Raw genomic sequence first — 15,106 nt, forward strand, 5'->3', positions numbered from 1 at the left:
AACAATTTCTTATAAAACCAGGTGTCGACACCACGTCGGTCCGACCGTTAGTGCTCGCTATCCCCTAGTGACGTCGCGCATGATTAATGGGATAGTGAGGAAACCCCGGTAGCAGCACAATGTTACGATGAAGGGACTCCTCGCTACACTCGTGATCCAGTGGATTATTAAGCAAAATAATCCACTAATCCCCTAATTCTTTCTTTACTTCTTAAGGGGGTTATTCCAACTTCCTCTTCAAATGGTTGAGTGAGTTGCTCTTGGTCTCTATTATTGTTCTGAGAAAACTGACGTGGATTGGCCTCAGAATCAACTTGCACCTCAGATAAATTTAAACCTTGCTCAGCCATCATCGCCTGTAATCTCGGTAATGATTGATCAACAATGTCTCTTATCTGATCATTATGGGTGATTATATTTACCGTAGCTGAATCATTTACCACCTTAATGTTAATTTCTAGCGGTCCTAAATCTTCAGGATGTATTTTAATTACAGCACTCTTAATTTCTTGTTGACCAAGCCAAATAATATGCTCGGAAAATTGTTTTGCCCATTCAGGTTTATCTACTTCGATGGGAATCGTTAATGACTGAGGTGCCCCCTCTAAAATGGCTCCCCTGTTTTCTATCTCCCGTGGAACATCAACAGGTACTTCATTTTTTAATGTAGGAACGATGGGTTGTAATTCCGTCCCAACACTATGTTCACCGGTCGCTGTCGATATGGGTAGAGGTAATGCTTCTTCTTTTCCTTCAGTTAGCGGTTGAAATGAAAAAAATTCATCCACTTTATTTAGCTCTACTGGGTTTTCTAAAGAATTGAATTGAGATTCTAACGGTAAATTTGAGGCCATTAATTGCATATTTTTAAGATGAGGCAGCGGAATACTTGGAGAATCTACTCCGTGTTCAACGGGTTCTTCAGACTGAAATAATGTATTTTTAATATACTGATCAAAATTGGAATGTAAAATCTGATCGGCATCATTTTGAAGGTTGTCTTTAACTTCGACCAAAACGGGTTGTTGTTCTTGGAAATCTCTCTCATGTATCTCTTGTTGTTTTATCTCTTCCGACAAAACATTGTTTTTAGAACCCATTTCATTAGGTACTGTTTGATTTTGTGTAACTTGTACTAGCCTAGGTAAACTTTTTTCATCTTCTTGCTCTGTGAGTGAGGCGCTATGTAACAAATCAATTGGATTATCTTTCTGCTCAGCATCACTCTGATTTATTTCAATTTCCTGACGATAATAGAGAGAATTAATCCAAGAAACAGCAACATTACTTTCCATTTCACTTATTGCTTGCTCTTCACCTTTATCTTCAGAAACCTCTTCGGATTCTGAATGGATTGTTTCTGATGGAGACAGCTGAAGTTTATCTGGAGTTGAAGGATTTTCCTGATAATTAGATATTTTTTCTACAACATGTGTTAATAATAAAATAAACGCATTCGGATTGTTGAAGTCGATGGTTGGCAGAGGATTTTGAGTATCCTTTTGGTAGATTCCTTCAGATGCTGCCAATATTTCGCCATTTATGGCAGTTTCACAAGACTCATTATTAGAGAAAAGGTCAGCAACACCAGGTAGATTGGATAGTACATTATTCAAGTCGGTCATTCTAACTCTCTCCATAATTTTAATTATTGGAAAGCAATATTCATACCAATTGATAATTTAAATCGGAATCATCAAAATTTTGTTAAAAAATATTTCTTGAGTGTAAATTCATCTAAAAGGTCTATTTCAGACCAAATCAATAGTGCTAATCTAGGCTCACTAAAACATAAAGGACAATTAAGATGTTTTCAAAGTCATTTTTTTCTAAAAAATATACACATAATTCAGTTAAGGAGGAAATTAAACAGGCGAAAGACTTATTGAATGACAAAGATGAAACCGTTAAATCTACTTTTTTTATCCTGCTACAGGATCGAATCGATGATTATGAGAAGGCTCTGAGAGAAGCTTCTGATCCTTGTGAACAACAAAGAATCATCGATCAATACCACCGTTTTGCTAAAACGGTACTCGATTGTCTCTCCAAGCCGAAAGAAACGCCTGGTCATTTAAGATTTTACTTCGACTCTAGAAATTATTACCCCGTAGGTGTTACAGAGGTCACTGAAGAGCCTATTCGGCATCACATATCCCTCGCCGCGAGCATTTTGGGTGCTGCATTGATCTTAGCATCGATTGCGACATTTTTTGTGAATCCCCTATTTACAGCCATCTTGCTTCCTATTGGTATTAGCCTGTTGGTTCCTGGATTATTTTCTTTAAAAAATCCAAATTCTCTTGATCCGACAAGAAAAATAGAGCAAGAGAAAGATATTTTTGAAGTGGGGGCTCGATTAATCGATCCGAAGTTTGATGAGGATCAACAACATACCCACTCGTTGAGTACTATGGCGTTGTAAAAAGTTCAGGCCTAATTTCATCAGATCTCATGGAATTTTCTTAAAATTGAGCTATCATTCAGTTTTTGATTTCAGGAGCTCCTTAAATGAAAGTAGGTCGTGACAGCTTATCAACAAAATCTCAATTACATGTAGATGGAAAAACATATCATTATTACAGCCTTAAAGAAGTCGAACAAAAGCACTTCAAGGGAATAAGTCGACTTCCCTATTCACTTAAAGTCCTTCTTGAAAATCTATTACGTTTTGAGGACGATAACACAGTAACTACCAAAGATATTAAAGCGATCGCAGACTGGCTAAACAACAAAACTTCCCAGCACGAAATTGCCTTTAGACCTGCGCGTGTATTGATGCAGGATTTCACAGGAGTTCCCGCGGTAGTTGATTTGGCAGCTATGCGCAATGCCATCGCTCAAATGGGTGGAAACCCTGATAAAATCTCTCCTTTATCACCTGTTGATTTAGTGATTGATCACTCAGTAATGGTTGACAAATTTGGCAGCACCGATGCGTTGACAGTGAATACTGAAATTGAGATGAAGCGAAATAACGAACGCTATGAATTTTTACGCTGGGGTCAAAAAGCTTTTGATAATTTTCAAGTCGTACCCCCTGGAACAGGTATTTGTCACCAAGTTAATCTGGAGTACTTGGGAAAAACGGTATGGAGCAGTAGCGATAACGGTACTTTATATGCCTATCCAGATACTTTGGTTGGTACAGACTCTCATACAACCATGATTAACGGTCTAGGCGTGCTGGGATGGGGAGTTGGTGGTATTGAGGCAGAAGCAGCGATGTTGGGTCAGCCTGTCTCCATGTTGATTCCTGAAGTAATTGGCTTCAAATTGCATGGCAAGATGAAAGAAGGCATTACCGCAACTGACCTGGTACTTACTGTAACCCAGATGCTTAGGAAAAAAGGCGTTGTAGGTAAATTTGTTGAATTTTATGGCCCCGGTTTGAGCGATTTACCGCTTGCTGATCGCGCCACAATCTCTAATATGGCACCTGAATATGGGGCTACCTGTGGATTTTTCCCTGTCGACAAAGAAACAATACGCTATCTTGAACTAACTGGACGTGATAAACACACCGTTGCCTTGGTCCAAGCTTATGCTAAAGCGCAAGGAATGTGGTATGAGAAAGATAGTGAAGATCCGATATTCACTGACACTTTAGAACTTGATTTAAGTACTATCGTACCCTCATTAGCGGGTCCTAAACGCCCTCAAGATAAAGTCACTCTAAGCACTTTACCAACTGAGTTTAATACCTTCCTCAAAGAAGCAGGAAAAGAACAAGAAAAAGATTCTTCGTTTGCAGTTAAAAATCATGATTTTAAAATGAAACACGGCCATGTCGTTATTGCTGCGATAACCAGTTGTACGAACACATCGAATCCGAGCGTCCTTATGGCTGCAGGATTAGTGGCCAAGAAAGCAATTGAAAAAGGGTTACAACGCAAACCTTGGGTAAAATCTTCTTTAGCCCCTGGTTCAAAAGTAGTTACTGATTATCTCAAGCAAGCCGGATTACAATCTTATTTGGATCAATTAGGGTTTAATCTGGTAGGTTACGGTTGTACTACCTGTATTGGTAATTCTGGCCCACTACCTGATGCAATTTCTCACAGCGTTAGTGATAATGATCTCGTTGTTTCGGCTGTTTTATCAGGAAACCGTAATTTTGAAGGACGTGTACATCCTCAAGTTAGAGCAAACTGGTTGGCTTCACCTCCGCTAGTAGTTGCTTATGCGCTTTGCGGCACCACGACCATTGATTTAAGCAAAGATCCCATAGGTAAAGACAATAAGGGCAATGATGTATATTTGAAGGATATTTGGCCTTCTAACGCCGAAATTGCAGCTGAGGTATCTAAAGTCACAGGTGGAATGTTCCGCAAAGAATATGCAGAAGTCTTCCTTGGTGATGAACATTGGCAAGCGATTAAAACAGGCAGTGGAAAAACTTATGAATGGGACGCTCATTCAACCTACATTCAGCATCCACCGTTTTTTGATAACTTAAAAATAAAGCCTGAGCCGATTAAGCCGATTAAACAAGCGTATATTCTTGCTTTATTTGGTGACTCGATTACCACGGATCACATTTCTCCAGCAGGTTCTATTAAGGCGAACTCTCCAGCAGGCCTTTATTTAAAATCCAAAGGAGTTGATGAAAAAGAATTTAACTCTTATGGCTCTCGTCGTGGGAACCACGAAGTGATGATGCGAGGCACTTTTGCTAATATCCGTATCCGTAATGAAATGACTCCAGGCCAAGAAGGCGGTATCACACGTTATATTCCTTCGGGTGAGGTAATGCCCATTTATGATGCCGCAATGCTGTATCAAACCGATCATCATGATCTTGTGGTCATTGCAGGTAAAGAATATGGTACCGGATCTTCAAGAGATTGGGCGGCAAAAGGAACCAATTTACTTGGCGTCAAAGCAGTAATTACTGAAAGTTTTGAACGCATTCACCGTTCCAATTTAATTGGCATGGGGGTTTTACCATTACAGTTTTGTGATGGGATGACGCGTAAGACATTGGAGTTAAAGGGAGATGAGCGCATTAGTATTGATGTATCCGATTCTTTAAAACCTGGCTCTATGGTTCCAGTTACCATTGAACGAACCAATGGTCAAGTCGAACAGATTAAGGCACTATGCCGCATCGATACTGCGGACGAATTAGAATATTATAAAAATGGTGGTATTCTGCAATACGTTCTCAGAAATCTGTGTGCTTGATATGATCATGATCTATTCTCAGTTGGGTCTTTGGCCCAACTGCTGCATTAGCAAATTATTTCGATATGCTCATCAATTGTTTGAGTTAAAATCCAATCCTATTTTTTTATTTAAATTTCATAAATGACAATAGCACTGGCATACAAAGTTATTGGCGGTATGGTTAGACCGCATTTGTTAAGGATTAATCATGAATCACCCTAAAAAGGTTCTAAGCGTTTTTTCTTTGGTAATGATTAACGTCATTGCTGTGGATAGCTTACGTACTTTGCCTATTAGTGCCAAACTCGGCCTTACATTAGTCTCGTATTATGTTGTTGCCGCATTTGCCTTTTTTATTCCTGTCTCTTTAGTGGCAGCTGAATTAGCCACCACCTATCCTGAAACAGGAGGAATTTACGTATGGGTTCGAGAAGCATTCGGCAAACGTGCAGCGTTTATTACGATTTGGCTTCAATGGATATATAATGTCGTTTGGTACCCAACCATACTTGCTTTTATCGCAGCCACCCTATCCTACTTAATTGCCCCCGAATTGGGAAATAACAAGTATTACTTGTTAGGCACAGTACTTGTTCTGTTTTGGTTGTTTACAATACTGAATTGCTTTGGAATGAAAATATCAAGCATAGTGAGCACTATTGGCGCGACAATAGGAACTATCTTTCCCATGCTTTTTATTATTTTCTTGGCAATTCTTTGGGCAGTCCAGGGAAAACCTATGGTTGTTGGCTATCCCACTTCATGGTTACCTGACTTCAGTTCTTTGGGTAATTTATCATTATTTGCCGTGGTTTTATTTGGTCTACTTGGTATGGAGATGTCCGCCGTTCATGCTGAAGAAGTAAAAAATCCCCAACGGGATTATCCAAAAGCACTTTTTTATTCAACTATTTTAGTCATTTCTACGCTTTCCCTGGGCTCAATAGCCATTATGGTTGTAGTCCCTAATGAAAGTTTAAGTGTTGTATCTGGGCTTATAGATGCTTATGCAGTTTTTTTTAATTCCTATCATATGCCCTGGATGACCTCAATTATTGCTATTTTAATTATTTTAGGTGGCCTCAGCGGCGTTTCAGCATGGATTATTGGCCCCACCAAAGGATTAATGGTTTCAGCGCGTGACGGCTCTTTACCTGTTAAATTCGCCCATACAAATAAATATGGCGCGCCAACACCTATTCTCTTTGCACAAGCTGTTATTTTTACTATTTTAAGCACTGCTTTTATTTTGTTGGATTCAATTAATGCCGCTTACTGGATGTTAAGTGATCTGTGTGCTCAAATGGCTTTATTAGTATATGTCTTTATGTTTGCTGCAGCCATTAAATTAAGGTACAGCAAACCCAACCTGCATCGTGGTTACACTGTCCCAGGTGGTAATGCGTTCATGTGGTTATTATGCATCATGGGAATTCTTTGTTGCCTTACAGCAATAGTTATCGGTTTTGTACCTCCGACACAAATACCTGTTGGCAATGTATACCTATTTGAATCATTTTTAATCGGCGGGTTAATTTTATTCGTATTAATTCCTTGGTTTCTTGCTAAAAAGCATTAGAGCATAAACACCGGTTTAATAAGATAAGCATCGCATACCCACCTCACCCTAACCCTCTCCCCAAAAGGGAGAGGGGATAAAAAATAAAACAATCGATATAGAATCCCATGTTCCTTAAAAGAGGTATGGGACAGAAAATAACCCCAAAAAGTACTCCTTCCTAAAATAAGAGATGAGATAAAAACTATCTCAAATAACACGAATTTTTTTCTCTCAAAAGGATTGAGATAAGAACGGTCTAAATTAATAGAAACTCTCTTTGCTCACAAAAGCATGGCTGTATAAAAAATCGAAACAAACATCCCCTCTCCCGCTTGCGGGAGAGGGTTAGGATGAGGATGTTAAATAAGTTCTCAGCATGAAAAGGACATACTTCCGCAGGCTACAATTATTGATCATGACGCAAAGAAATCAATAACGGCTTGGTTCCACTGTGTCGGTTGCTCCAAATTGGATAAATGACCTGTATTAGGTAAAATAATTAATTGACTATTTTTGGCAAGTGAATGCATATCCATACTTTGTTGTGGTGGAATGACTTGATCCATTTCACCTGTAATAATTAAAATAGGTAACGCTGTCGTTGCGAGTAGGGATGATGTGGAATTACGGAGTGCCATACCACGCAAAGCAGATGCCGCAGCTGTTGATTTTTGCAAGCTTAAAATATGATGAAGGTATGTTTTTATTTCCAGCGAAGCATTTGAAGAAAGTGCTTTTACCATAAATCCATCGATCAATTTATCCATTCCATTTTCAAGTACCTCAAGAGCAGTTTTTTCACGAGCCGCTTTTGTTTCTAGGCTATCTGCCACAGACTGAGTATTGGCAAGAACTAATCCCAGTAATCGATTGGGATATTTATCTAAAAAAGCCAGGGCAATGTATCCACCCATGGATTCCCCACCAATGATCGCTCTATCAATTTTTAAGTAATCTAATAATTCTTTTATCTCATCAGCATATTCTGACATAGGAATTGCGTGTCCATCGACACTTGATGATTGGCCAAATCCCCATAGATCCAATGTAATTACGCGAAAATTCGCTTTAAGCCCCTCTTGTTGCGCCTGCCATAATCGTTGATCGGTGGGAAATGCATGAATTAATACGATTGGCTTCCCCTCACCCACATCATTATAAGAAATAAAATGATTTGTACGAGGAAACGCTATGGTCGTTGCGAACAAGGCGTTATTTAAAATGAAAAAAATAGAAAATAAAATAAAGCGGGGTGCAAAGAAGAGCTTGTTCATCAATTACTCCCTTAATCAACATGTTGTAACTTCATGTTACATTATAAGAAAAGGAGTGACTCTAAAAGAGAGATTAAACCCTCTCTTAAAGTAACATCCTTTATTCGCAAATCGGTTAATCAGGCAAGGACATCAAACTAGCATTGCCACCCGCTGCAGTGGTATCGACCGTATAAGTTCGCTCATGACAAAGTCGGACTAAATAGTTGGGTCCACCTGCTTTAGGACCTGTTCCTGAAAGTCCCTCACCACCAAAAGGCTGTAAACCAACAACTGCCCCTATCATATTTCGGTTTACATAACAGTTCCCTGCATGAACATTCTGTCTGATGTATTCAACGGTCTCATTAATACGGCTGTGGATACCAAGAGTTAAACCATAGCCGGTTGCATTAATTTGTTGAATTACTTGATCAAGGTCTTTGCGCTTAAATTGAATCACATGCAACACTGGTCCGAAGACTTCTCTTTCTAGTGCATTGATGTGATCAATAGCAATAGCCGTTGGTGGCATAAAATATCCTGATTCATGTGACTCATCCAATGGGCATTGGTAAACTATTTCAAAACGTTTTTTCATAAGCTCCACATGACTTTTTAATGTGGACAATGCTGTTTTGTCTATAACAGGTCCTACATCAGTAACAAGCCAGCGAGGATCTCCTACGACCAACTCCGCCATGGCGCCTTTTAAAAGCGCTATAGTTCTTGGGTAAACCTCCTCCTGAACAAATAAAACCCTCAATGCAGAACATCTTTGACCAGCACTACCAAACGCTGAATTAATTGCATCAACAACAACTTGCTCGAGTAAAGCAGACGAATCAACGATCATTGCATTTTGACCACCGGTTTCAGCAATCAATGGAATGATTTCTCCACCTCGTGTCGATAAAGTTTGGTTAATCAGATTGGCAGTATCGGTTGATCCTGTAAATAATACTGCTTTAATTCGTTTATCAGCGACCAATGCAGCACCAATAGTCTCACCGGGGCCAGGGAGTAATTGTACAGCGCCGATAGGAATTCCAGCTTGATGCATTAATTTAATGGTATAAGCAGCAATCAATGGAGTTTGTTCTGCAGGTTTTGCAATAGCACAGTTTCCTGTTACTAAGGCAGCAGCAATCTGCCCAGTAAAAATCGCCAAAGGGAAATTCCATGGACTAATACAAAGTACTATGCCGCGTGGATGCAAACTCAACTCGTTTAATTCGCCTGTATACCCCGATAAACGCAAAGGAGCTGCTAAAATTTGCTGTGCTTGCGTTGCATAGTAGCGGCAAAAATCAATGGCTTCGCGCACTTCAGCAATACAGTCACTGATTGTTTTACCCGCTTCCAGACAGGCTATAGTCATCAATTCAGCCTGGTTTTCCTGCAATAAGTCGGCAAAACGATTAAGACATGCAGCTCTTTCCTTAACAGGCATAGCGGACCAAGCTGGAAAAGTCTGCTCTGCTTTTGCTAAAGCCTGTTCTACATCCTCAAGTGATGCATTTTGGACCGTTCCAACAACGTTTTCTATTTGTTGCGGGGATTCAATTCGTTGCTTTTCACCTATCAGGGTGGTGCTAGCTGCGATAATAGGCTCTGAAGTCCATTGCTGCAACTTGAGTTGTGCCATCTTTTGTTGCAAAAGTGCGCGCTCGGTTCGATCGGTCAAATCAAAACCCTTAGAGTTTTTTCTGTTGGGTTGAAACACATCATCAGGCAAGGGAATATTTTGATTCATCTTATGCAATAATGATTTGGCTTTTTCAACAGGGTCCTCAACCAAAGTACTTATAGGCGCGTTGTCATCAACGATTCGGTTTACGAATGAAGAGTTTGCTCCATTTTCTAATAATCTACGCACCAAATAAGGAAGTAAATCCTCATGACTGCCAACAGGTGCATAAATACGACAAGGAATACCATAACAGTCAGCCGGCACGATTTGTTGATACAGTTCATTGCCCATTCCATGCAAACACTGAAACTCAAAATCGCGATAATCGCCAGTAATATTTAAAATCATCGCAACAGAATAGGCATTATGTGTCGCAAATTGCGGATAAATGGCATCCGTCATGGTTAATATTTTTTTAGCACAAGCCTGAAAAGAAACATCAGTAAAAACCTTACGCGTAAAAACAGGGTATTCTTTTAAGCCCTGCATTTGTGTTTTCTTAATCTCGCTATCCCAATAAGCACCCTTAATCAAGCGCACCATAATTCGACGTTGTTTTCTTCTCGCAAGAGCGGCCACCCAATCCAGTACATAAAACGCTCGTTTTTGATAGGACTGGACTGCCAACCCAAAGCCATTCCATCCATCTAAACTGGAGTCATTAAAAACACGCTCCATAACATCCAGTGATAACTCCAAACGCTCAGATTCTTCCGCATCAACAGTTAGAGCGATATCATAATTTTTTGCCAAACGAGCAAGAGCCAACAGTTTAGGTGGCAGCTCATCCATGACTCGCTCATGTTGGCTTTCATTATAACGTGGATGTAATGCAGAAAGTTTTATAGAGATTCCTGCCCGTTTATAAACATTTGAATTTTTATCAGCCTGCCTACCTATTGCTTCAATTGCTTCTTTATACGCTTCAAAATAACGTGATGCATCAACTGAAGTAAGCGCTGCTTCACCTAACATGTCATAAGAATAACGATATCCTTGAGCTTCTTTCTTTTTAGCTCGGTTTAATGCTTCATCTATGGTTCGTCCCATAACAAATTGTTTGCTCATAATACGCATTGCTTTATCAACGGCTTTTCTAACTACCGCCTCACTACTGCGATTAACGAGTTTCATTAAAGATTTAGATAATGTGGTTTGGGCCTTTTCTGGGGTCAGTATTTTCCCGGTAAGCATTAGAGCCCATGTTGTTGCATTTACAAAAAATGAATCACTTTGACCTATATGGGATTTCCAATCACCGCCAGATAATTTATCTTTGATTAAATTATCAATTGTAGCGCTGTCAGGAACACGTAGTAATGCTTCAGCCAAACACATGAGAGCAATCCCTTCATCACTGGATAATGCATATTCAGTTAGAAATGAATCAATACCCGTACTTTTTTTTCTATCGGTTCGCACTGACTCAACCAGTTTTGTCGCACTATTTTTAATATCAATTAATTGCTGTTGCCCTAAGGTTGCTTTCTCACAAAGTTCTGTTATCAATGATAACTCATCAACACGATAGGCATGATTAATAGCAGCTCGTATTCCTTCAGGTAATTGTATGATCTGCTTTTCCAGCATAGCATTCTCCGAAATCAAATAGATAACTACTCTCTTTTTCCCCGGAATCCCTTCAGGATCATTGAGTCAATGCAGGGTTAAATAGAGTTCAAAAAGTATCAGCCAAGTATAATTTAGTGCCATATAAAATGGAATGCACTCACTATTATTTTGCTGTAGAATACAGTCTAGATCCGCTGTAAGCGCAGTAATTATACCTGGTTTTTAGCAAAATATCTGCTTTTTATTTGAAATAATAGAATTAATTTTGTACTAATTGAGCGGTATTTGCAGACACAAATAGATTTCAAATTATTCTAATTGATAACTTTTTATACAATATCATTTTCGATCACTATCGTAAGCTTCTGAATTGATTCATATTTTTTCTTAATGAGCAAAGAAAGACCGTTAAATTTTACAATTACATGAATTGTTAATATAATCACCATTTTTCTGAAGAACTATGAAGGCAATTTACAAGAAGAAAGGAGAAGTATGAATACCTTATTGACTCTAATCTCAACCGTAATTTTAACCAGCAATATAACATCCAGTGCGCCCTCATTTGCAGCAAGATCTGAACCAGACATCAATACTAAATTACAGCATTTGAGTAGTAAGGCACCGAAATTAAATAGAAACGTGTTGAAGCTTGCATTAACTGCGTATAGAAATGCGAGTAAAAAAGGAGCCGTCAAAAAACCTGTGCTTACAGTAATTGACTACTCTTTACCCTCAAACAAGCAACGTATGTGGGTATTTGATCTTAATAGAGAGCGTCTTCTATATAACACTTATGTTGCACACGGCAAAAATTCAGGTGTGAATAAAGCAAGTCATTTTTCGAATGTTCCCTCAAGCAAACAATCGAGTTTGGGTACATATATTACTAAAGATACCTACATCGGTCATAAAGGATACTCACTGAATCTTCAAGGTTTAGATAAGGGCTTTAATGATAATGCATTAAGTCGACGTGTGGTAATACATGGTGCATGGTATGTAGAACCTGATTTTATAAAGCGTGCAGGTCGAGCCGGGTTATCTTGGGGTTGCCCTGCTATCGCTCAAACATTAGCAAAACCTGTAATCAATACCATTAAGAATGGTTCCGTAATTTTTGCTTATTTTCCTGACAAAAGATTTTTATCTAAGTCAGGTTATCTAGTGGCATAAAATAAAAAAGCCAGGGTCCCCCCTGGCTTTTCGCAGTCATCCGTATAAGAACTTCCAGTTCTTATTATCATCCATGATTAACCATATCCTTATGGTTACAATTCCATTTGTCTGACTTATATCCATACAAGTCATGATTAAAATGTAGCAATAGAAAAAAAGAAGTTCAAGATTGATTTACACCTCTCTCTAGATTTGATTTGGGTAAGTCACTAGTAATTATTTATCGATTTTCTTTTTAAATCAATGACTTAATTATATAGCCCAGAATTTATACATAAAAAAAAGGCTATTATCTTCAGTCCATTTGAGAAATATCTTACAAGAAATCAAGCAAAAAAACTGAGCATATATTTTTTAAAATGAGTATTCCTCATTTAAAAAAAACTAGGGATAATCAGTAGTTTGTATACAAGTGCTTGATTATGTCACAAGATGTGGTAGTTTATTCTGCATCTTGATAACGTTTTAGAGCAATACAATGGACAAACAAACGCTAACTACAGTTAAAAAAGATAAGTTACACGTAATAGATTGGCTTATTGAACACTTTCCAAATGCTTTTTTTAAAAAAGGCAATCAGATTAAACCGCTGAAAATTGGGATATTTGATGACATCATCGATTTCTATGAGCGCCTTGAGTCCCCGCCGTTCAGTAAAAAATCGTTACGTGAAGCGTTAAGCTACTATAGTGCCTCTCCAGCCTATCTAAATTGTCAAAAAGAAAACTCTGCTCGAATTGATATTTACGGTAATGAGGTCGATGTCGTAACCCAAGAACAAGCTAAATATGCTCATCAACGATATGTAGAACGCTACAGTAAGAATAAAAACTCGGAAGCATAAATTACCGTATAACAGTGAAGTCGAGTTTCAATCTCGACTTCATGATCTCTTGCCCAAGGCTGCCTTTTTTAGCTCAGGTTGCGGCATTTATTTTAAAGCCATCAAATAGTTCACTCTAATGTCCGATCCTAACGAGGCTTTCCTTAAAAAAGGGTTGTAATCCATTCCTTTGAGATCAATCAAGTTAAAACCCCAGGGTCGAGCCATGGCTAGCAACTCACTTGGCTTAATAAATTTTTTATAATCATGTGTTTGTTTAGGTAATAGATTGAATAGATATTCTGCAGCAATAATTGCAGTCGCATAAGCCTTAATAGTTCTACTAATTGTGGATACAAATAAAAAACCTTGTGGTTTGAGAAGTCGTTTGCAATGCTCAAAAACCAACTCAGGGTTTTCAACGTGCTCTAACATTTCCATACAGGTAATCACATCAAAACGCTGTTCGTCGTACTCTTCCACAGAAGTAGATAGATAATTAATCTTCAGATTATTATTTTTTGCATGTTCTTGAGCGACCACAATTGCTTCAGATGCCGCATCAATCCCCGTCACATGAGCCCCATCCCTTGCCATGGCCTCGCACAAAATACCTCCACCACACCCCACATCCAAAACAGTTAGATCACTCAAAGAAACATGCTGTTTGATAAAATCAAGCCGCGTTTGATTTATGTCATGCAGGGTTTTCAAAGGTCCCTCAGTATCCCACCATAAGTTGGCATGTTGAGCAAATTTATTAATTTCTTTAGGATTAACCGTTGATTCAGTGTGACTCATTTTGTAATAAATCCAGAGGTTTAAAAAAATCGATAACCGATTGATTGGCAATAAAACTTACATTATAGGGATGTTCGGCGCTAAGTCCTATAGGTAATTGACTTTGAGCCGCAGTTTCTGCAATTTTACCTAACAAAATCAGTTGGATGGAGGGCTTAATTAAGGCCAATTGACTAAACAGGCTTTGAATGAAAGGTTTCCATTGCCGTGCATGATAAGGAACCCTACCCTCGCTATAGACTAAAGAAGCATTGAGTAACAAAATACCCTTCTTCATCATTCCTTCAAACAATTCCTGTGCTGTTTGTACCAAAAAGTGTTTATCCAATAGGGCAATATGAGCTTGTGAGGTATTGGAATCTAAATCTCCGCGCGCTACAAGTAGCATTTTAATCAAGTTACGCAAAGAAGTGGCCCGATTAACCGCTTTACTTAACCCATTCATACTCCATAAACTCCCAACCGAATTATCCCAGAAGGCATAGCCATTCGCTGAATCTTGGCGTGGATAAGGAGACTCACCTAATAAAATATATTGAGTCTTAGCGAGCGGCAAACTAAAAGCTGCAAATAACCGTTTTTTACCGGGCAACCATTGTTCATCATCCAATAATTGATGCAAATAGTTGGAGTCCATAGCCTCTAGTGCTTTAACAACAATGTCCTTCCAATCAAAATGGCAATTAATCAGTAAAAAATGCATTTCCGTTTTTATACTCGGTGAAGATAATTCTAAAGACACTTCCACTCTGCCTCCTTAAATGGGCCTCTACATCCAGATATCAACGATTTTCTGTGTATTCAGGGTGATTACAGCAATCATGACGTTATCCTAACTGCTCTAAGTATTTTCTTCAATTATTACCTAAAATAATAGACCAAATCATTGGGCGAACCATATTAAAAATAGCTGCTGCATCTGATAAAACTTTTTATACAGCGAAACAGATGAAGCCGATCAAACTCCAGAAATCGTGTTGATTTTTGCCCAAATCAGCGCCAGCGAGTCAATTACTGCATATTGTTTTAAATAACTCCAAAATATCAAATTTTTA

The 15,106-nt window shown here is 38.6% G+C and carries 10 protein-coding genes; 5 read left to right on the plus strand and 5 right to left on the minus strand.

What is annotated here, in order from left to right; translation table 11 throughout:
* Positions 1–167 precede the first annotated feature (167 nt).
* Positions 168–1,625, minus strand: coding sequence for a flagellar hook-length control protein FliK (locus OQJ13_RS00960; RefSeq protein WP_265708529.1), 1,458 nt, complete (start codon positions 1,623–1,625; stop codon positions 168–170).
* A gap of 182 nt (positions 1,626–1,807) precedes the next feature.
* Here OQJ13_RS00960 and OQJ13_RS00965 point away from each other — a divergent pair, with 182 nt between their 5' ends.
* The 3 genes from OQJ13_RS00965 to OQJ13_RS00975 all read left to right on the plus strand — a co-directional run bounded on the left by OQJ13_RS00965 (position 1,808) and on the right by OQJ13_RS00975 (position 6,748).
* Positions 1,808–2,425, plus strand: a complete 618-nt coding sequence (locus OQJ13_RS00965) for a hypothetical protein (protein WP_265708531.1) — start codon at positions 1,808–1,810, stop codon at positions 2,423–2,425.
* Between the two features lie 86 nt (positions 2,426–2,511).
* Positions 2,512–5,187 carry an aconitate hydratase AcnA gene (gene acnA, locus OQJ13_RS00970; protein WP_265708533.1) on the plus strand — a complete coding sequence of 892 codons (2,676 nt, stop codon included), beginning with the start codon at positions 2,512–2,514 and terminating at the stop codon, positions 5,185–5,187.
* A gap of 190 nt (positions 5,188–5,377) precedes the next feature.
* A complete protein-coding gene (locus OQJ13_RS00975; RefSeq protein ID WP_265708535.1) occupies positions 5,378–6,748 on the plus strand; it encodes an APC family permease in 1,371 nt (456 codons plus the stop codon).
* 395 nt (positions 6,749–7,143) lie between these two features.
* On the opposite strand, the gene OQJ13_RS00980 is transcribed toward OQJ13_RS00975, so the two are convergent.
* Positions 7,144–8,004 carry an alpha/beta fold hydrolase gene (locus tag OQJ13_RS00980; protein ID WP_265708537.1) on the minus strand — a complete coding sequence of 287 codons (861 nt, stop codon included), beginning with the start codon at positions 8,002–8,004 and terminating at the stop codon, positions 7,144–7,146.
* A gap of 115 nt (positions 8,005–8,119) precedes the next feature.
* A complete protein-coding gene (gene putA / locus OQJ13_RS00985) occupies positions 8,120–11,266 on the minus strand; it encodes a bifunctional proline dehydrogenase/L-glutamate gamma-semialdehyde dehydrogenase PutA (protein WP_265708538.1) in 3,147 nt (1,048 codons plus the stop codon).
* A 477-nt stretch (positions 11,267–11,743) separates the two neighbouring features.
* Between putA and OQJ13_RS00990 the strand changes: the two genes are divergently transcribed.
* Both OQJ13_RS00990 and OQJ13_RS00995 read left to right on the plus strand, forming a co-directional pair.
* The gene (locus OQJ13_RS00990; RefSeq protein ID WP_265708541.1) at positions 11,744–12,424 is read left to right on the plus strand and encodes a murein L,D-transpeptidase catalytic domain family protein; all 681 of its coding nucleotides are present in this window, start codon (positions 11,744–11,746) and stop codon (positions 12,422–12,424) included.
* Between the two features lie 481 nt (positions 12,425–12,905).
* Positions 12,906–13,271: a ProQ/FinO family protein gene (locus tag OQJ13_RS00995; protein WP_265708543.1), complete on the plus strand. Its 366-nt coding sequence runs from the start codon at positions 12,906–12,908 to the stop codon at positions 13,269–13,271.
* A gap of 87 nt (positions 13,272–13,358) precedes the next feature.
* Here the strand turns inward: OQJ13_RS00995 and ubiG are convergent, their stop codons facing one another.
* Both ubiG and OQJ13_RS01005 read right to left on the minus strand, forming a co-directional pair.
* Entirely contained in the window at positions 13,359–14,051 is a 693-nt protein-coding gene (gene ubiG / locus OQJ13_RS01000) for a bifunctional 2-polyprenyl-6-hydroxyphenol methylase/3-demethylubiquinol 3-O-methyltransferase UbiG (protein WP_265708545.1), read from the minus strand.
* A complete protein-coding gene (locus OQJ13_RS01005) occupies positions 14,038–14,754 on the minus strand; it encodes a uracil-DNA glycosylase family protein (RefSeq protein ID WP_265711862.1) in 717 nt (238 codons plus the stop codon). The genes ubiG and OQJ13_RS01005 overlap by 14 nt, the downstream gene beginning before the upstream one ends.
* Positions 14,755–15,106 lie beyond the last annotated feature (352 nt).

This window comes from Legionella sp. PATHC035 (assembly GCF_026191115.1).
Taxonomy (GTDB): domain Bacteria; phylum Pseudomonadota; class Gammaproteobacteria; order Legionellales; family Legionellaceae; genus Legionella.